Source organism: Duganella fentianensis (genome assembly GCF_964031615.1).
Lineage (GTDB): Bacteria > Pseudomonadota > Gammaproteobacteria > Burkholderiales > Burkholderiaceae_D > Rugamonas > Rugamonas fentianensis_A.
Genome location: NZ_CAXIQN010000003.1, coordinates 1 through 18,134, shown reverse-complemented (window position 1 = coordinate 18,134; position 18,134 = coordinate 1). Strand labels below are relative to the sequence as shown.

Here is an 18,134-nt window from a genome sequence, read left to right as displayed (position 1 = left end):
GCGCAGGCCTTGCTCGCAGCTAGCTGCCATCTGGTAGATCAGGCCGGACTGGCCGCGCTAGCCTTGCGGCCGCTGGCGCGCCAACTGGGTGTATCCGTTACCGTGCTCAGCCATCACTTTGGCCTCCGTGCCGAGGTGCAGGATGCGATCTGCCGCAGCGCTTGCGCGGCGCAACTAGCTCTACTGGCGCCATGGCGCAACTGGCCGCAGGCCGGGCAGGCGCTACTGCCGGCCCCGCTGGCGGCCGATCTGCTGCTCACTCTACTGGAACATCTCGTGGATCAGCACCGGTCGCTGACCCTGCTGCAACTGGAAGTCATGCATGGCAGTCAGCATGATACGGGCTGGTGTGCCGGCTGGCAGCGCTGGCGTACTCCGCTCGAGCAATTCTGGAATGCGCTGGGACGGCAGGCGGGACTGCCCGATACGCTGCTCGAGAGCGGCTGGTGGTTCGGTTATGTGATGGCGGAACTGGCATATGGTCTGAGCCTGAGCACACTGCCCAGCTACCGTCTGCTGCGCCGGCTGAGCTTGCAGAGAGTGCTGGCTGGCGGTGTGGCAGCGGCCTTGCCAGTGGATGCCGGCTGGTTTGCCCGCCTGCAGCAAGAAATGCTGGTGCCCGAGCCAGTGCCGGTTCCGTCCCTGCGCGCGCCTGCGTGGCTGCAGGCGGCGGCGCGCTGTTGCGGCGAATTACTGGCGGCACAAGGCGTGGCCGGGTTGACGCACCGCGCGGTGGCAGCCGCGATAGGCATACCGCATACCTCGCTCAGCTACCGCTATCCTAGCCAGCATGCGCTGGTGCTGCTGGGACTCGACTATATTACGGCCCATATCATGGCCGCCGTGAAGGCCGATAGCTTGCCGGAACTGGAACGCCGGCGCATGGCCGATGCGGGCCACAAGCTGGATCTGGCGCGTGCCAGCTTCGCGGTGGCGCTGGCGGCACCGCGCCTGACGGAATTGCAGGCGCGCAATGCCAGCATGCGTGCCTGGCGCGGTAGCAATCTGGTGCATGTACTGGCGAAAACCTTGCCCCCTGATTCCCGCATCGATTGCCTGAGCGCCCATGTGGTGTCGCTGGGCCTGCTGGGACTGGGCAATATGCCGGCCGCCGAGGCCGAACAGGCCGCCGCATTCGGCGCGGCGGCGCAATGGCTACAGGGGAATAGCCAGCTGACCCATCACTCGGCGTAAGCCCACAGATCGACCAGCGTGGTGCCCGACGTGGCGAGCAGGCGGAAGCTGGCCGGCGCATAATCGCTGTCCACCACCAGATAGCCGTCCGACTGGGCCGGCAAGTCGCCGCAGGCGGCGCTGGTGAGGCTGGCTTTGAGCGTGCCGGGCAGGGGGCTGGTCGTCAGCTTGCCGCTCAGCTTGCAGGTCGAACTGCCGGCCACGATATCGCCACTGCTGGCGATGCTGAAACTAGCCATCTCCCCCGAACTCAGGCGCAGAGTATAGCTGCGCGCCAGCGTGCTCAGACTGGCCTGCGGTGCCGTCACGGCATTGCTGTTAGCCAGTTCCAGCGTGGTATCGGCCGATGGTGGCGGCGTCATGCTCCACTGACCGTTGCCCGTGCGGCGGTACAGCGCGCTGGCCTTCTGGCTGGCATCATTCAGTACCAGCAAACGGCTACCATCGGCCGCCGCATAGTATTTACCTTCGCTCAGGCCGGCAGCATCGCCGCTGCTCACGGCATACACGCCCGCCGCCAGATCGGTGACCCTGATCTGCGGTGCCGCAGCTTGGTTATTGCTACCGCAGGCGCTCAGCAGCAAGGCACTGGCCGCAGCCGTGATCAGCGTCAGTGTCAGATTAAGTTGTTTCATGCGGCAACTCACTTGCTGAACAGATCGCGCAGACGCAGACGCAGCCATTGCTGGGCGGCAGGACGCTGCTCGTAACCGATCTGCATGGCGGTGACGGCGATGCGGGTCTTGTAGACCACCGCCTCGTCTTCGGCCTGCTCGGCAGTGGCGGCCGGTGGCAGCGAACCGCTCAGGCCCCACGGTGCAGCACTGCTGAATTTCAGGGCATAGGTGTCGTAGCTGCCGATGCGGGAAAATGCCCAGCTGCTGCTGGCATTCACGCTATCGGGGAAGTTGACATTGAGCGCCACACCGCCTGGCAGCAGGGCCGAGCTGCCGGCCTTGGCCTGCAGTGCAGCGATCAGCTTCAGCGTCTGCTGGGCCACCACGCGGGAATTGGCATTGGCCAGTTCCTTGTTATCGACGGTATTGGTGCCGGCACTGAGGGCGATGGCAGGAATGCCGCGGCCGGCAGCAAACTGGGCATTGCCTATGGTGCCGGAGTTGATCACCACCTTGCCCACGTTCTGGCCTTCGTTCGGGCCGGACAGCACCAGATCTGGCGCCTTGCCCCAGCGTGCCGTTGCCAGTACGTCGAGACCGTACATGGTGGCCATTACGGGTGTGCCATGCACATAGTGATAGTCGCCGCCCGTGTAGCCGCTTTTGGTAAAGGCGCCCACGGCCGGTGCGCCGGTAGGGGCGGCGCCGTTATGGCAGCCGCCTTCCGCTTCGATCTGGGTTTTGTCGTTGTCGGGAATAATGTTGGTGGTGCTGTACATCACGATGGCAGCACTGCGGCCACTCTGGCCACTGCACGGCACGGAAACGATCACGGAATGGCCGGCGGCGCGCAGTTCGTCGTACAGCGCTTTCAGGTTGCTGGTCAGTCCATCATCGTTGGAGAGCAGAATATTCAGGGCAAACGCGGGGCTGGCACAGACGGCCAGTCCGGCGCCGATCAGCATACGGGAGTTCATGGCTTCCTTACATTGAAGTTATCGGGGAGCCTGAGTGTATGCTGTGGATGTGACGTTAATATGACAACTGTACTGGGTTGAAATAGGAAGAATTTTATCTTTGTAAGACGAATGTGCGGAAATTGATCGATCTTTCAGGCGAGCGCCGGGCGGGGGCTGGGGCGCGCCAGGGCAGTGCGGCGGTGGAGGCGGAAGACGCCGACCGCTTTGACGAGTTCGCTGCCCTGTTCCTGCATGGCAGCTGCTGCCGCCGCCGCCTGTTCAACCAGCGCCGCGTTCTGCTGGGTCATCTGGTCCATTTCCGTGACAGCCTGCTGGATCTGGTTCAGCCCCGTACTCTGCTGCATGCTGGCATCGAGTATCTCGCTCATCACCGTGCTGACGTTCTGCACCCGCTGGACGATGTTGTCCATGCCGCTACCGGTGCGCTGCGCCATTTCCACACCGTCGGCAATCCGTGCACTAGCCACGCTGGTGAGCTGCTTGATATCTTTGGCGGCGCTGGCGGCGCGCTGGGCCAGGCTGCGCACTTCCGTCGCCACTACGGCGAAGCCGCGCCCCTGTTCACCGGCCCGTGCCGCCTCCACGGCCGCATTCAGGGCCAGAATATTGGTCTGGAAGGCGATGCTGTCTATCATGCTGGTGATATCGGCAATCTGCTGCGAGGCCTGATCGATGACGCCCATCTGCTGCACCAGCTGGCCTACCACCGCGCCCCCGGCGCGTGCTGCCTCGGCCGCCTGATCGGCCATCTGGTTGGCCTGCTGTGCATGCTCGGCACTCTGGCGTGCGGCATCCGTCACGGCATCCAGCGAAGCGGCGGTTTCCTCCAGTGCCCCGGCCTGATGCTCGGTGCGTGAGGATAGATCGAGATTGCCGGCGGCAATTTCGCTAGCGCTGCCGGCAATACAGCTGCTACTGGCCTCCACGCGTTGCACGATGTCATGCAGATGCTCGCTCATGCCCTGCAAAGCCTGTAGCAGCTGGGTAGTCTCGTCGCCTCCGGATGGGTGAATCTGCTGGGTCAGGTCGCCTTCGGCAATTTTTTCCGCAATGCTGATGGCTTGCTTGAGTGGCGTCGTAATGGCGCGCGCGATGCGGTAGGCAATCAAGCCGCCGCTTACCAGCGTCAGCAGGCCCAGCACCAGCAGCAGCTGGATGGTGTACCGGGCGTCCTGTTCTGCGGTATCGCCCGCTTGCTGCATCAGCCCGGCCTGGAAGCTGATCAGGTCTTCCAGTGCAGCGAAATAGCGCAGCTGGGTTGCATGCAGTTCTCCGAGCAGCAATTGCAGCGCACTGGCCTGCTCGCCACCTTCAATCAGATCGATATAGCGGGTGCGCAGCGTCAGATATTGGGCCCGCTGGTGCTGCACTACCTGAAAAATTTCTCGGGCACGGGGCAACTTCATGGACAGATCCAGCTGTTCGATACGCTCAGAGATCAGTTTGCTGTCGTTGAACAGGCGTTGTTCAGCCCGGTGGCGTTGCTCGGCATCCTGATGCAGCGCCAACGAAATCAGGTTGATGGTGCTGCTATTGAGTGTGTCCTTGATGTCGTGCAGGGCGACGATTTTCGGATAGCGGTTCTCCAGCAGGATATTCAGATCCTGGTTAATCGCGCGCACTTTCATCTGGGCCACGACGGCCATGATGGTCGTGAGCGCGAGCAGCATGCCGAAGCCCAAGGCAAGTTTGTGCGAGATGCGCAGCTGTTGCAGTTTCATCATCTCCCCCTAAAGCGAATAGCGTGATAATTGGATAGATTTGTGAATGATCTTCAGATTGGACAATTTTACCGAATATTACATAAAAATACGAAAATTGATTTTCTATCGATTCAATTAATTATTTCTATGCTTTTTGTCCAGCGATTTGGCGGATTTGTTCAGGATAAACGCGCTTTTCCTGCAATCCTGATTTTGATTTTTGGTATATTGCTCTAATTCATCGACAGTTTCCATTTGGAAGTATAAAGTTCGCCTTCCGGTTTTTCTGGCGTCACTTTTCAGGCGTTTCCCACCACGCTGATCTGGCCGGCCGCATGCGGCCCGTTACGGCGCTGCTCCCTTCACTCTGGATATGACATGGCGTTAGCCCCCCTGATTCTGCGCCGCAGTCTGGCGTTGCCGTTGTTGTTTGTGCTGTCGAATTTGTTCGCTGGCGCCGGCGCGCGGGCGGACGAGGTGCCGCTGCGCATCAGCGGTTTCGCCACGCTGGGTTATGTTCATAGCAATGAGTCGCAGGCCGATTACAGCGCCAGCGCGCTCAATCCCGGCACGGCCGGCGCGACCAAGGCATGGAGTCCCGATGTGGATAGCCGCGTTGGCGTGCAGGCCGACTGGCAACTCAACCCGCAATGGTCGGTGGTGGTGCAGCTAGTGGCCGAGCGCAGCCTGCAGAACGGCTATGCGCCACAGCTTGAATGGGCCAATCTGAAATACCGTGTCAGTCCCGAACTCGATCTGCGGCTAGGGCGAATTGCGCTGCCGCTATTGCTGGTGGGCGACTATCGCAAGGCCGGCTACGCGCTGCCGTGGGTACGTCCGCCGGTAGAACTGTATGGTTCCATCCCGATTACCAATAGTGACGGCATCGATGCCAACTACCGCTGGGCCAGCGGCGAAATCACCCACATTACCCAGCTGTTCTATGGCCATGCCGATGTGCCGTTCAAACCGCAGGCGCGTGCCAAGGCGCAGGCCATGACGGGACTGTCGCACAGCGCCACGATGGGGCCGCTGAGCGTGCGTCTGAGCGCCATGACCACCCGCGTTTCGGCCAATCTGGCGCCGGAACTGTTCTCCGGTCTGCAGCAGTCCGGCTCGGCCGGCATGCTGCTGGAGCAGCGCTATGCGCTCGATAACGCCCGCACCGGTACTGTCGCACTGGGCGTCAGCTACGATACCTGCGACTGGTTTCTGACAGGCGAAGCGGCCAGCATGAGCAGCCATTCCTTCCTTGGTCGGCGTAGTGCCGCCTATCTGAGTGGCGGCGTACGGCTGGGCGACTGGACCCCGTATCTGGGCTATGCCAGTGCCCGTCCCGATACTCCCACCTATGATGCCGGCCTGCCGCTGGCAGGTCTGGACCCAGTGGCGCAGGCGCGCAACGTCCAGTTGAATGCCGGTCTGAACTACCTGCTATCCTCGATTCCCTATCAGCACAGTGTGATGGCGGGGGGGCGCTGGGATGTGGCCAGCAACACCGCGCTCAAGCTGCAGTACGAGCGGCTGATGCCGGTCACCGGGACGCGCGGTACCCTGATCCATACCCAGCCCGGATTCCGTGCCGGTCGCGCCATCGGCGTGTTCAGTGTGGCACTGGATCTGGTGTTCTGATGGGGGCGTGCATGGCTAAATTCTGGCAGCAATGCTGCGCCTTCGGTCTCGGCCTGCTGATACTGCTGGCCGATGGTGCCAGCGCCACCGCCGCCGAACTGGTGGTGATCGTTTCGGCGCGCAGCCCCGTGGTAGCGCTCACTAGCGAGCAGGTGGCCGATATCTTCCTGGCCCGCACGGCACGCCTGCCCGGTGGCGACGAAGTGCAGGCGCTCGACCTGCCGGTAGGCCATGCCCTGCGCGACGAGTTCTACACGCGGGTAGCGGGCAAATCGCCAGCCCTGATGAAAGCCTACTGGACCCGCATGGTCTTCACGGGACGTGGCCAGCCGCCGCGCGAACTGAGCTCCATGGCGCTGATCCGCAAGCTGGTGGCGGACAATCCTTCCATGATCGCCTACCTCGAGCGCAGTGCGCTCGATGCCAGCGTCAAAGCCGTGCTGGTGCTGCGATGATGCGCAAATCTCTGTTTGCCCGCCGGCGTCCGTGGCTGCGTCGCGGCATCGATACCTATCTGGCGCTGCCGCTGTTTGCCGGCCTGTTGCTGCTGGCGATCTGGCTGGTGACTTTCCACGAAATCAATAACGAACGGGCGCATGCGCAGGAAGCTGTGAGCGATTCGCTGCGCGAGCTGATGGGCACTTACGAGGCACAAGTGTCGCGCAGTCTGGACAGCATAGACCAGACCTTGCGGGTAGTGAAATACGCAGTCGAACGCAAGGGCGCACTGGGTGCATTCGCCGAACTGGAGCGGGTAGGGCTGCTGCCGCCCGGTGTGGTGTTCAATATCAGCATCGTCGACCGCAATGGTCTGGTAGTGGCCAGCCGGCCGCGCCGGATCGGCATGTCGGTGGCCGATCAGGCGTATTTCAGCGTGCATCAGGAGCGCGATAGCGGTAGCACTTATGTCAGCCCGGTATCGCGCGATGTGGCCAATAACGACTGGCATGTGCACTTCACGCGCCGCCTTGATGATGCGCTGGGCAATTTTGCCGGCATCGTCATCGTCGAAACGGATCCCGCCTATTTCACCAGCAGTTACGAACGTAGCCGGCTGGGCGAACTGGGCATGCTGGGGCTGGTGGGCTCGGATGGCATCGTGCGCGCGCTGCGCACGGGCGACCGGCTGACCTTCGGCCAGCACCTGAGTGCGCAGCAGTTCCGCCAGCTCGACGGGGTGGTGCGCTACAGCGATATGCGCGAGCTGCACGGCGTGGCACTGAATGTGGTGGTGGGCCTGTCGGAACAGGAAGCCATGAGCGGTTTCGAGCGCCAGCGCAAGGAAAAACTGTGGCAGGCCGCGATCGCCAGCGCCGTACTGGTGCTGGGCAGTACCTTGCTGTGCCTGTGGGCGTGGCAGGGCGCGCGCCATCGCACCCACGTGCGACGGGCGCAGGAGACCTACGCGGCTGCCACGGCGGCCAGTATGGATGCCTTCTTTGTGCTGCGCGCGCTCTACGACAGCAAGGGCGACATCAGCGACTTCGCCTTCTTCGATACCAATTCCCGTGCCGAGAAAATGATAGGCCACAGCAAGGACGAACTGCGCGGCATGACGCTGTGCGGGCTGTCGCCGCAGGCGCGCCACAGCGCCATGTTTGCTGGCATGGTAAGGGTGATGCAGCTGGGCGGTGTGCACGAACAGGAATGGGAAAACAATCTGCCGCAACTGAAGGCACGCTGGCTGCACCAGCAGATGGTGGCGGTGGAAGGCGGCGTGGTGGCGATCGTGCGCGACATCAGCGAACGCAAGCTCGATGAAGAACGCATGCTGCATCTGGCGCACCACGATACGCTGACGGGGCTGCCCAACCGCAGCATGATCGGTGCGCGGCTGGAACAGGCTATCGCCCAGGCGCACCGGCACGACAGTGCACTGCTGGTGGCCTTCATCGATCTGGATGGCTTCAAGCTGGTTAACGACAGTCTGGGCCACAACGCCGGCGATGAACTGCTCAAGGTGGTGGCCGAGCGCATGGCCGGCTGTCTGCGCGCGGGCGATGTGGTGGGGCGTTTCGGCGGTGACGAATTCGTGCTGCTGCTGAACGAAAGCCACGGAGTGGAAGCGGCGCCCGTGCTGGAGCGGGTGCGCGAAGCGGTGCTGGAAGCTATTCTGCTATGCGATCAGGAAGTGCAGGTCAGCTGCAGTATCGGCGTGGCCGTGTATCCGGACGACGGCGCCGATGCGGAGACCCTGCTGATGCATGCCGATACCGCCATGTACCGCGCCAAGGATACGGGGAAAAATAACTGCCAGTTCTACACGCGCGAAATGAATGCCTCCATCGAACGCAAGCTGCACATGCTGGAAGGGCTGCGCAATGCGGTCGATGACGGCCAGTTCCAGCTGGTGTACCAGCCCAAGGTCGATTTGCGCACGGGCCATGTGTTCGGGGTAGAAGCGCTGGTGCGCTGGGCCCATCCTGATTACGGTGTGCTGGGGCCGGACCGTTTCATTCCGCTGGCCGAGGAAAGCGGGATTATTTTCGCACTGGGCGAATGGGTGCTGCAGACGGCTTGCCGGCAGAATCAGGCGTGGCAAGAGGCAGGTCTGTCGCCGTTGCGGATTTCGGTGAATGTGTCGCCGCGCCAGTTTGAAGAACAGCGGCTGGTACAGCGCGTGGCGCAGGCGCTGGAAGAGAGCGGGCTGGCGCCGGAATGGCTGGAACTGGAAGTGACGGAAGGCGTGATCATGCGCGATCTGCAGCAGGCTGTGGCCAAGATGGGCGAACTGCGCGCGATGGGGATTTCGCTCTCGATCGATGATTTCGGCACCGGCTATTCCAGCCTGTCGGCGCTCAAGTCCTTCCCTATCAGCACGCTGAAAATCGATAAATCGTTTGTGCGCGATCTGGGCAGCAATGCCGGCGATGAGGCGATTGCCAGTTCCATCATCGGGCTGGCGCACCAGTTACGCTTGCGCGTGATTGCCGAAGGGGTGGAGACCGAGGAGCAGCGCGCCTTCCTGCGTCATAACGGTTGCGACGAGATGCAGGGCTATCTGTTCAGCCGGCCGCTGGCACCGGAACAGCTGCGCCAGCTGCTGCTGCGCCAGTCGCCCGCTGCGCTGCAGCTGGCCGCGGTAGCCGCCTGACAGCGCGCCTGCGCCGAATCATCGTACCGGTGTGCTGCTGGCCAGGCTGCTGTGCGTACGCTCGCACGTAGCACGCCGGCCATGTATGATGGCAGCCTTGCCCTGATCGTGAGCGAAGATGAGATATTGGTTGGCCAGTGAGCGCGGTGCGCACTTCGTACTGTTGCTGGGAATCGGACTGGTGCTGCTGTTTGCAGTGCTGGAATGGCGTTTTCCTAGCGAGCAGCAATTGCAGACGGCCAGCGGCCGGCTGGCATGGGAGCGCAGCACTTACGACAGCTATTACTTCGGCCTGCAGGGCGAGGAGCGCATGTTTGTGCTCTACCGTAAAGGCGATCCCGAACAGAAGCTGCAGGCTGCCCTGCATGATGCCGTGGCCTATCCGGCCCGGGTCAGTTTTGATCCCCAGCAGCGCGGCGGCGCCATGCTGCTATCCGGCCAGTTCTATCCCGTGTACGGCGTGAGTGTGGGTGGCAAGCCGGTGGTGGCACTGGCAACGGTGCGGGGCTACTACACCGACGATAATCTGGTGGCGCTAGGCCTAGGGCTGCTGTTCATGCTGGCCGGCGGCTGGCGCACCTACCAGTGTGCAACCGCAATCCGGCGCTATCCGCTCGATCAGCTGGAATAAACAGGACGCCGGTTAGGCTACGTCTCTCGGGGCAGGGGGCCAGCCAGCTAGCCTTTACTCAGACTAGCAGTGCCGCATTCATTTCGATGGCGTGTATCTTGGCTTCGGCCAGCATGGCTTCCAGCTTCTCGTCATCGATAAACAGTTCGATCGCCGATTCCGAATGGGGCGGTAGTTCCCGCTCCGGCTCCTGCAGCGGCGATTTGACGGGCGTGAGCAGATTGGCCAGCAGCAGGGTGTCGAACAGGGTTTCCGGCGGTATCGACAGGAAGCCGTCGCGCAGGCTTTCGATGGCTTCCGACACTGGCTCCGGTATGCATAGCTTGCGCAGTACTTCGCGTGTGATGATTTCTTCGCTGGCGGCATGCCAGTTTTCCGTATCTTCTTCCAGCAGGCCAGGGAACTCCTCGGCGCGCGACAACAGATAGAAGCCGCTGACTTCGTGCACGATGGAGGCGAACAAGGCCGTATCCGGATTTACGCCCGTGACTTTGCGCGCGATGATGCGGGCCAGCGCTGCGACGGCGATGGTGTGATCCCACAGCTTCTCGGCTTTGGCGCGCAGTACGGGATCGCTGATCTTGCTGCCGAACGAGCGCACCACCATGGCGGCGGCCAGCGCGAACAGATTCTGGTAGCCGATGCGCATGATGGCGCCGCGCACATTGGTGATCAGCGGTGCGCCGGCGCGGTTGAACATGGCCGAATTGGAAATGGCCACGGTGCGGGCCGCCAGTTGCGGCTCGGCCAGTACCAGACTGATGGCTTTATCGATCGGACATTCGGGATCATCCAGCGCCAGTTGGACGCGCAGTGCCGCGTTGACGCTGGTCGGAAAGACCAGTTCGCCACGGATGGCCATTGCTGCGATGTGGCCGTAGGCTTCGAGTTTGTTCATGGTCAAAATTATACGCATGCAGCACGCCATACTCAACGACGGCGTAGCAATCGTGCATTACAAAACGACAATATCGCTTTTGTATCGATCTGAACTGGACAAAATGCGACGGCGCCGCTAGGGCGCCGTCGTCAGAAAGCTGGCGCCACGGCATTCAGGCCGCGGCAGGCAGCCGGAGATCAGGCATTGGCCAGTTGCGGACGGCCGCTGGCGTGCTGTTGCTGGTAGCGGGCTACCGACAGGTCGTCGGCCATGATGGCGGGACGGCGCGATGAGATCAGATCGGCCAGCAGCTGGGCCGAGCCGCAGGACATGGTCCAGCCCAGCGTACCGTGGCCGGTGTTGATGAACAGGTTGCGCACGCCGGTGCGACCGACCACAGGGGTGCCGTCCGGCGTCATCGGGCGCAGGCCCGTCCAGAAGCTGGCTTCGGCCGTATTGCCGGCGCCGGGGAACAGGTCGTTGACCACCATTTCCAGCGTTTCGCGGCGGCGCGGATTCAGACGCAGATCGAAACCGGCGATTTCCGCCATGCCACCTACGCGGATACGGTCATCAAAGCGGGTCACGGCGATCTTGTAGGTTTCGTCCAGAATCGTGGAGACGGGCGCATTGGCCGCATTCACGATCGGCACGGTGATGGAATAACCCTTGAGCGGATACACGGGGATCTTCACCAGATCCTTGAGGAAGGCGGTGGAATAGGCGCCCAGTGCCACCACGTAGGAATCGGCCGTGACCACCTCGGCGCCGCACTGCACGCCGCGGATTTCGTCGCCGGCTGTGATCAGGCGGTTGATGTCGACGTTGTAGCGGAACTTCACGCCCAGTTCTTCGGCCATGGCCGTCAGGCGCGTAGTGAACAGCTGGCAATCGCCCGTTTCATCGTTCGGCAGGCGCAGACCGCCCACCAGTTTATTCTGGTCCAGACCCGGTTCGGCGGCCACCAGCTGCTCGCGCGTCAGCAGTTCGTAGGGCACGCCCGTTTCTTCCAGTACGCGGATATCCTTGGCCGCATCGTCGAGCTGCTTCTGGGTGCGGAACAGCTGGGTGGTGCCTTGCTGGCGGCCTTCGTATTCGATGCCGGTGCTGGCGCGCAAGGCTTTGAAGCAGTCGCGGCTGTATTCAGCCAGTCGCACCATGCGTTCCTTGTTCACGCCATAGCGTTCGGCGTTGCAGTTTTGCAGCATCTGCCACATCCATTGCAGCTGGAACAGGGTGCCGTCCGGCGTGATGGACAGTGGGGCGTGGCGTTGCAACATCCATTTCATGGCTTTCAGGGGAATGCCGGGCGCCGCCCATGGCGAGGCATAGCCGGGCGAAATCTGGCCGGCATTGGCAAAGCTGGTTTCCAGTGCGGGACCGGGTTGACGGTCGAGCACGGTGACTTCGTGGCCGGCGCGGGCCAGATAGTAAGCACTGGTGACGCCGATAACACCGCTACCCAAGATAACAACGCGCATTGCAGTCTCCCCATTATTTGTTCATGCCAGATATTCCGCTATGGTATTCTCACTTAACTAGCATTTGTTACTGTATAACTTGCATATTTCAGTGGATTTTCATGAGAATTCAAAAAGAATCGGTACGTACACTTGACAAGCTTGACAGGAAGATACTGCGCATCCTGCAGGATGACGGGCGTATCTCCATGAAAGACCTGAGTGAACAGGTGGGGCTGTCGATCACGCCCGCGATCGAGCGCGTCAAGCGCATGGAGCGTGATGGTGTGATCACCGGCTACCATGCGCGCATCCACCCGCCGGCGCTGGGCGCCAAGCTGCTGGTGTTCGTGGAAATCACTCTGAACCAGAAGTCCGGCCCCGCCTTCGAGCAGTTCCGGCGCGAAGTGCTGCGCATACCGGAAGTGCTGGAATGCCATCTGGTATCGGGCGATTTCGATTACCTGATCAAGGCGCGCATCCATGAAATGGCGGAATACCGCAAGCTGCTGGGCGATATGCTGCTTAGTCTGCCCGGTGCCGCGCAGTCGAAAAGCTATGTGGTGATGGAAGAAATCAAGGAAACCCTGAGCCTGCCGACCGAGCTGCCCAGCGGCCAGTCGGGCGCGCGCTAGCGCCCCTGTTGCGCAGGAGAGTCGCGCGGTGGCGGGTAGACTAGGCGTGGCGGCATGAAGCTGCTAGGCTGGCAAAAACTCTTTGTAAGGCCGTAGCATTCCACCGGAAGCGAACCATGAAAGCATTGATACTGCTGTTGGCTAGCTTGCTGGCGCCCAGCGCGCACAGCGAGGAACTGGCGCCTGTCACGCCTTACCGCCCATCTGTATCGAGTCCTGCCCAGTTGCCCGCTGCCGGTCAGCTGGAACTAGAACTGGGCGCTCTATCGGCCAGTAGCGATGGCGCGCGCCGCCATAGCTTGCCCTACAGCCTGAAGCTGGCGCTCGATAGCGAGTGGGGGCTGGTGCTGGGCGGTGAGGGGCTGGTCTGGGCCCCGCTGGAGCATGGCCGCCAGCGTGGCATGGGCGACACCCAGCTGGTGCTCAAGCGCGCCTTCGTACTGAGCGACGACAGTGCACTGGGGCTGGAACTGGGTGCCAAAGCACCGACGGCGCGGCGTGGCATCGGCAGCGGCAAGGCTGATTACAGCCTCAACGGCATCGTCAGTCAGGATCTGGGGGCGCTCCATCTGGATGCCAACCTGAACCTGACACGCATCGGTGCCATCGAGGCGGGCAGCGGACGCCATCAGACCGGCATATCCACTGCATTTTCCAGCGCGCTCGATGAGCGCTGGGGCGTGACGGCTGAATGGTCGGGCAGCCGTCGTCGCGGCAGCGCAAGCACGGCGCAAGTGCTGCTGGCCCTGAGCTACAGCCCTAGCAAGCTCGTCACGCTCGATCTGGGGGTGGCACATGGCCTGACCTCCGCCACGCCACACTGGTCAGTATTCAGCGGTGCCGTGCTGCCGCTGGCGCGGCTGTGGTGAACTAGCTGGCGACCTGTTTCGGTAGTGCTACTGTCAGCAGCGTACCGCCATCCGGGTGGCTGGTCAGGCTGAGCGTGCCGCCCAGATAGGCCGCCCGTTCGCGCACCGTGCGTAAGCCGAATTTGCCGCTACTCTGGTCGTTACCGTCGACCAGCCCCACACCATTATCTTTCAGCCGCAGTGTGATGCGATCGGGCGTCTCGTCAACCTGTACGTCGATGGCACTGGCATGGGCATGGGTGGCAATATTGCGCAAGCCTTCTTCCAGTGCATGCAGCAGCACCACGCTATGACTGCGCGGACATTGCAGTTCCTGTTCGGGCAGGCGGCAGCGCACGCTGATGTGCTGCTGGGCGCCGAACTGTTCCACGGCTTCGCACAGGGCGACGCGCACGCCGAGAAACTCCAGCCTGTCGTTCCACAGCCGCATCTGCATCTGGCGATTGGTTTCCACCACTTGCAGTAGCAGCTGTTTCATTTGCGCGGCGCGCTCCTGCAGGGCCGGATCGGGGGGCATCTTCTGGGTCAGCAGACCCAGATGCATGGTCAGGGCGGTCAGGGTAGAACCTAGACTGTCGTGCAACTGGCGCGATAGCGAACGCCGCTCGTTATCCCAGCAGTTATGCAGATGGCCTAGCAGATCGCTCAACTCGGCATTGCGCAGGGCAGCAGGGTGCTGGGCCGGTGGTGGTGGCGACGCAGGAGCGGGATGGGCGGACATGACGGACTCGCGGGCAGAGACAGGTTGCGCCGATCATACCCGAGCCAGCGCAAATGTGGCGCACTGTGGCGTGCGTGCGTCACCCCCTCACCAGCGTTGGCTAGCGTACAGACGGCTGCGGGCCGGCACGCCACACTAGCTGTTCGAGCGCAGCGCAGGAGAGCCAGCCATGAATATCGATAGCATCGTCGACAAGGAATATGCCGATCTGAGTTTCCGCGCGCTGGCCGCAGCCCCCGTCAGCGCCTTGCGCGGTCTGAGCCGGCGCGATGCACGCTTGCTGGCACAGGCGTTTAACGTGCATAGCGTGCGCGATCTGGCGGCACTGAGGCTGGTGCAATGGGCGCAGGCCATCGTCACATTGGCGGATCAGGAATTGCCGGAGCCGCTGGCGCAGGCGCAGGAACACCTGATAGACGACGGGCTGGAAATGACTTTTCCCGCCAGCGATCCAGTGGCCATCGATGCCGGTGTCACCCGTATCGAGGTGGCGCCGGAAATGGTGGATGCCCACGATGACCACCAGCATGCGGGACAGGTAGCGGAAAGTACGGAAACGGGCTTGCGTGATGCGGCGCAGCCGCCCCGCAGCGGCAAGCGTGGCACAGCCCGCCCGCACTAGGCAGGCCAGTCCGTGCTAGAGATGGGGTACGGCCTCGTGCGTCCGGACTTTCTGGGCGGTGCAGCAACAGTTCTTGCCGCTACGTTTGGCCGTGTACAGGGCAGCGTCGGCTGCGGCGATCAGCGGGCTGACTTCCGTTGCATCGTCGGGATACAGGGCGATGCCGATGCTGGTTGAGAGTTTCAGTTCCAGCCCGTCCACCAGATACGGGCGGGCCACCGCTTCGATCAGTTTGGCGGCGGGCTCGCGGGTATCGTCTAGCTGGTTCAGGCTGCCCATGACGATGACGAATTCATCGCCGCCCACACGGGCCACCGTGTCTTCCTTGCGAGCGCTGCCCGTCAGGCGCTGGGCTACCTGCTTGAGCACGGCGTCGCCGGCCGCGTGACCGTGCGTGTCGTTGATGGCTTTGAAACCATCGAGGTCCAGATACATGACGGCAGCCTTGTTCTGCTGGCGGCTGGCATGTTGCAGCACATGGCCGATGCGGTCTTCCAGCAGGCGCCGGTTGGGCAGGCCCGTGAGGGGATCGTGCAGGGCCAGTGCCTGCTGCTGGCGGCTGTACTGGGCCAGTTCGCGGTAGAGCAGGCGCACTTCCAGCATGTTGTGGATGCGTTTGTAGACTTCCATCAGATCGAAAGGCTTGCTGATGAAGTCGCGCGCACCGGCTTCCAGCGCAGCGATTTTGAAGCTGGGCTGGGCCGTTAGTGCCAGCACGGGCAGATAGCCGCCCTGTTCGATTTCCTTCAGACCCTGCATGACTTGAAAGCCGTTAAATTCAGGCATCTGCAGGTCCAGCAGGATCAGGTCATAGCTATGCTGGCGGTGCATGGCGCACACCTGCTGCGGCTGTGAAGTGGCACTGACGTCGCGATAGCCGCCGTCGTGCAGGATTTCGCACATCAGTTCTAGGTTGTCAGCGTTATCATCCACCACCAGTATTCGGGCGTTGAGGATGTCTTCTCGGCTTGGCATAAGGATCCCGGTCGATAAGTTCTGCTGGCCCGCAGGCCACTTCAGTTAAAACCATGTTAGCGCAAGGTGATTTTGCACGTCGCACACATGCAATATATTGCCGCATGGAAATTTATTGTACATGTTTCTGGCGAGATTTGGTAGTTTATCCAAAGAAATTAATCTGCAATGAATAGGCTTGTTTTTCTGCTCACGCCGGCAAGGCGGGCAGGCGCAGGGTGAAGCGTGCCCCCTGGCCCAGGCCGGCACTTTCGGCGCTCAGCATGCCGTGATGGAGTTCGGCCAGCTGGCGCGCAATGGCCAGCCCCAGTCCCAGCCCGCCATGGCGGCGCGCCATGCCGTCGTCGGCCTGACGGAAAGGTTCGAACAGGTGGGGCAGTGCGCTCGGCATGATGCCTATGCCTTGGTCGCTCACGCTGATGCAGACCGTGCTGCCTTCGCGTTGCGCCTGTAGCCGGACGTGCGAGCCGGGCGTGCTGAACTTGATGGCGTTGTGCAGCAGTTTGCCCAGCAATTGCTGCAGGCGGGTGCTGTCGCCCAGCACTTTCAGCTTGTCGTCGACCGCTAGCAGTTCCAGCTCGACGCTGGCGCTGCTCGCCTGACTGGCCAGCTTGCCCAGCACGGTGGTCAGCATGGGTAGCACGGCCATGGTTCGCAATTGCAGTGGCAGGCGGCCACCGGACAGGCTGCTCATGTCCAGCAAGTCTTCAATTAGCTGGGCTTGCAGGCGGGCATTGCGCTCGATGGTCTGCAGTCCTCGTTGCAGGTCGGCCGCTTCGCGCCCGCCACGGCGCAATAACTGGGCCCAGCCCAGAATTGCGCTCAGCGGTGTACGCAGTTCGTGCGACAGGCTAGTGAGCAATTGGTCTTTGATACGGGCATAGCCGGCAGCTTCGCTACGCAGTCGGCGTAGCTGGTCGATATCGGTGCAGGTGCCCAGCCAGCGCAGCACACGGCCATTGGGCAGCATGACGGGCTGTGCTCTGGTCAGAAACCAGTGGAACTCGCCGCTAGCGCTGCGCATGGGGACTTCCAGTTCATACGGCTGGCCTGTGCGGCGTGCCTGTTCCCAGCGTGCCAGCAGCGCATCCAGCGCTTCCGGTGCGCACACCTGACGCCAGCTATCGGCATGGGTGGGGGCGGGACTGGCTCCCGTGTAGCGATACCATGGCTGGTTATGCCAGATTGCACCGCCATCGTGCTCGGTAATCCAGGCCGGCTGGGACATGGAATCCAGCAGCGCATGCAGCGTTTGCTGGCTGGACTCGTGAGCGTTGCAAAACACGGGTTTCATCGGGAGTATTACGGGCGTGGCGAGGCACACATGAAATTCGTCTATGGCGCCATTCTATGACTGGCCGCGAGGATACCCGCGCACGATAGACACAGGCAAACTGCGGATAAAAAAAAGCCCGCTACGGGAGCGGGCTAAATCTATTTCCTTGGAGGAGAATAGAGGAGACAGGTGAATGATGCTGCATTGCGCAAACGTTTGCAAATTCTATGTTGTGATGAGTGAAATCACTGGCATGAATGAAGCTCTGCAGTACACTAGGGTTAAGGGGCGTGGCGCCCATAATTGGCAGGGAGGGAAGCGGATATGGTGACAGTGGTGCGGCACAGAAAAGTGAATATCGTGGTGCTGGAAGACGACGAACAACTGACCGAGCATTGCAAGGCTGGCGATATCGCCATCCTCAATGACCAGGAAGGCTGGTGGATCAAGTTCGTCGGCGAGGGCGGGCAGGTGGACTGTTATGGTGAACCGTTTGCGTCGTATAACGAAGCGCTGTGGTCGTCCAAGGCCGCGGCCGAATTCGGCGTGTGAGTCTGGCGCTTGCTATGCAGCACTAGACAAGTCTCCCCGCGCTCCCTATAATGCTGCTTCTTTCGCACGGCATGCTGTGCAAAAGCATGTAGTTAATAAGGCAGTCAACAGTTTTGCAAATAGTTCATTCGGCACTTTTTGTAACGAGCGAATAAAATGATAGAAATATCAAGCTTTGCAAAACGAAATTAATGCTTTATAATGTGAACTACAACGCGGCTGTAGCTCAGCTGGATAGAGTACTTGGCTACGAACCAAGGGGTCGTGGGTTCGATTCCTGCCAGCCGCACCAA

17 protein-coding genes and 1 tRNA gene are annotated in these 18,134 nt (G+C 61.7%); 10 read left to right on the top strand and 8 right to left on the bottom strand.

Translation table 11 applies throughout. The features are described 5' to 3' along the window. The first annotated feature begins 9 nt into the window (after positions 1 to 9). Positions 10 to 1,194, top strand: coding sequence for a hypothetical protein (locus tag ABNT42_RS01045; RefSeq protein WP_348692828.1), 1,185 nt, complete (start codon positions 10 to 12; stop codon positions 1,192 to 1,194). Here the strand turns inward: ABNT42_RS01045 and ABNT42_RS01040 are convergent. The 3 genes from ABNT42_RS01040 to ABNT42_RS01030 all read right to left on the bottom strand — a co-directional run bounded on the left by ABNT42_RS01040 (position 1,182) and on the right by ABNT42_RS01030 (position 4,512). Continuing rightward, a complete protein-coding gene (locus ABNT42_RS01040) occupies positions 1,182 to 1,829 on the bottom strand; it encodes a hypothetical protein (RefSeq protein ID WP_348692825.1) in 648 nt (215 codons plus the stop codon). The two genes, ABNT42_RS01045 and ABNT42_RS01040, sit on opposite strands and share 13 nt — an antisense overlap. An 8-nt stretch (positions 1,830 to 1,837) precedes the next feature. After that, entirely contained in the window at positions 1,838 to 2,788 is a 951-nt protein-coding gene (locus ABNT42_RS01035; protein WP_348692822.1) for a 5'/3'-nucleotidase SurE, read from the bottom strand. A gap of 134 nt (positions 2,789 to 2,922) precedes the next feature. Beyond that, positions 2,923 to 4,512 (bottom strand): methyl-accepting chemotaxis protein, encoded by a 1,590-nt coding sequence (locus ABNT42_RS01030; RefSeq protein WP_348692819.1) that lies wholly within the window; start codon positions 4,510 to 4,512, stop codon positions 2,923 to 2,925. A gap of 360 nt (positions 4,513 to 4,872) precedes the next feature. Here ABNT42_RS01030 and ABNT42_RS01025 point away from each other — a divergent pair, with 360 nt between their 5' ends. From ABNT42_RS01025 to ABNT42_RS01010, 4 genes are all read left to right on the top strand, one after another. Then, a complete protein-coding gene (locus ABNT42_RS01025) occupies positions 4,873 to 6,126 on the top strand; it encodes a hypothetical protein (protein WP_348692816.1) in 1,254 nt (417 codons plus the stop codon). A gap of 11 nt (positions 6,127 to 6,137) precedes the next feature. Further along, the gene (locus tag ABNT42_RS01020; protein WP_348692814.1) at positions 6,138 to 6,581 is read left to right on the top strand and encodes a phosphate ABC transporter substrate-binding protein; all 444 of its coding nucleotides are present in this window, start codon (positions 6,138 to 6,140) and stop codon (positions 6,579 to 6,581) included. Then, positions 6,578 to 9,220: an EAL domain-containing protein gene (locus ABNT42_RS01015; RefSeq protein WP_348692811.1), complete on the top strand. Its 2,643-nt coding sequence runs from the start codon at positions 6,578 to 6,580 to the stop codon at positions 9,218 to 9,220. Before ABNT42_RS01020 ends, ABNT42_RS01015 begins: the two co-directional genes overlap by 4 nt. A gap of 118 nt (positions 9,221 to 9,338) precedes the next feature. Beyond that, positions 9,339 to 9,851 carry a hypothetical protein gene (locus tag ABNT42_RS01010; RefSeq protein ID WP_348692808.1) on the top strand — a complete coding sequence of 171 codons (513 nt, stop codon included), beginning with the start codon at positions 9,339 to 9,341 and terminating at the stop codon, positions 9,849 to 9,851. Between the two features lie 58 nt (positions 9,852 to 9,909). On the opposite strand, the gene ABNT42_RS01005 is transcribed toward ABNT42_RS01010, so the two are convergent. Together ABNT42_RS01005 and ABNT42_RS01000 are read right to left on the bottom strand one after the other, a co-directional pair. After that, complete coding sequence (locus ABNT42_RS01005; RefSeq protein ID WP_348692806.1) at positions 9,910 to 10,767, bottom strand: HDOD domain-containing protein; 858 nt, start codon at positions 10,765 to 10,767, stop codon at positions 9,910 to 9,912. 161 nt (positions 10,768 to 10,928) lie between these two features. Beyond that, positions 10,929 to 12,212 (bottom strand): D-amino acid dehydrogenase, encoded by a 1,284-nt coding sequence (locus tag ABNT42_RS01000; protein WP_348692803.1) that lies wholly within the window; start codon positions 12,210 to 12,212, stop codon positions 10,929 to 10,931. 101 nt (positions 12,213 to 12,313) lie between these two features. On the opposite strand from ABNT42_RS01000, the gene ABNT42_RS00995 reads away from it, so the two are divergent. Both ABNT42_RS00995 and ABNT42_RS00990 read left to right on the top strand, forming a co-directional pair. Beyond that, positions 12,314 to 12,826, top strand: coding sequence for an Lrp/AsnC ligand binding domain-containing protein (locus ABNT42_RS00995; RefSeq protein WP_348692801.1), 513 nt, complete (start codon positions 12,314 to 12,316; stop codon positions 12,824 to 12,826). Between the two features lie 116 nt (positions 12,827 to 12,942). Continuing rightward, positions 12,943 to 13,695: a transporter gene (locus ABNT42_RS00990; protein WP_348692799.1), complete on the top strand. Its 753-nt coding sequence runs from the start codon at positions 12,943 to 12,945 to the stop codon at positions 13,693 to 13,695. Position 13,696: 1 nt separating this feature from the next. On the opposite strand, the gene ABNT42_RS00985 is transcribed toward ABNT42_RS00990, so the two are convergent. Further along, on the bottom strand, positions 13,697 to 14,416 hold the full coding sequence (locus ABNT42_RS00985; RefSeq protein ID WP_348692796.1) for an ATP-binding protein: 720 nt from the start codon (positions 14,414 to 14,416) through the stop codon (positions 13,697 to 13,699). A gap of 169 nt (positions 14,417 to 14,585) precedes the next feature. On the opposite strand from ABNT42_RS00985, the gene ABNT42_RS00980 reads away from it, so the two are divergent. Then, positions 14,586 to 15,038 (top strand): hypothetical protein, encoded by a 453-nt coding sequence (locus ABNT42_RS00980; protein WP_348692794.1) that lies wholly within the window; start codon positions 14,586 to 14,588, stop codon positions 15,036 to 15,038. A gap of 15 nt (positions 15,039 to 15,053) precedes the next feature. Here the strand turns inward: ABNT42_RS00980 and ABNT42_RS00975 are convergent, their stop codons facing one another. Further along, on the bottom strand, positions 15,054 to 16,013 hold the full coding sequence (locus tag ABNT42_RS00975; protein ID WP_348692791.1) for a diguanylate cyclase: 960 nt from the start codon (positions 16,011 to 16,013) through the stop codon (positions 15,054 to 15,056). Between the two features lie 190 nt (positions 16,014 to 16,203). Beyond that, positions 16,204 to 17,307, bottom strand: a complete 1,104-nt coding sequence (locus ABNT42_RS00970) for a PAS domain-containing sensor histidine kinase (RefSeq protein WP_348692789.1) — start codon at positions 17,305 to 17,307, stop codon at positions 16,204 to 16,206. 318 nt (positions 17,308 to 17,625) lie between these two features. On the opposite strand from ABNT42_RS00970, the gene ABNT42_RS00965 reads away from it, so the two are divergent. After that, positions 17,626 to 17,841 (top strand): hypothetical protein, encoded by a 216-nt coding sequence (locus tag ABNT42_RS00965; RefSeq protein ID WP_348692787.1) that lies wholly within the window; start codon positions 17,626 to 17,628, stop codon positions 17,839 to 17,841. 215 nt (positions 17,842 to 18,056) lie between these two features. Next, a tRNA-Arg gene (locus tag ABNT42_RS00960) sits at positions 18,057 to 18,133 on the top strand. The last annotated feature ends 1 nt before the right edge of the window (position 18,134 follow it).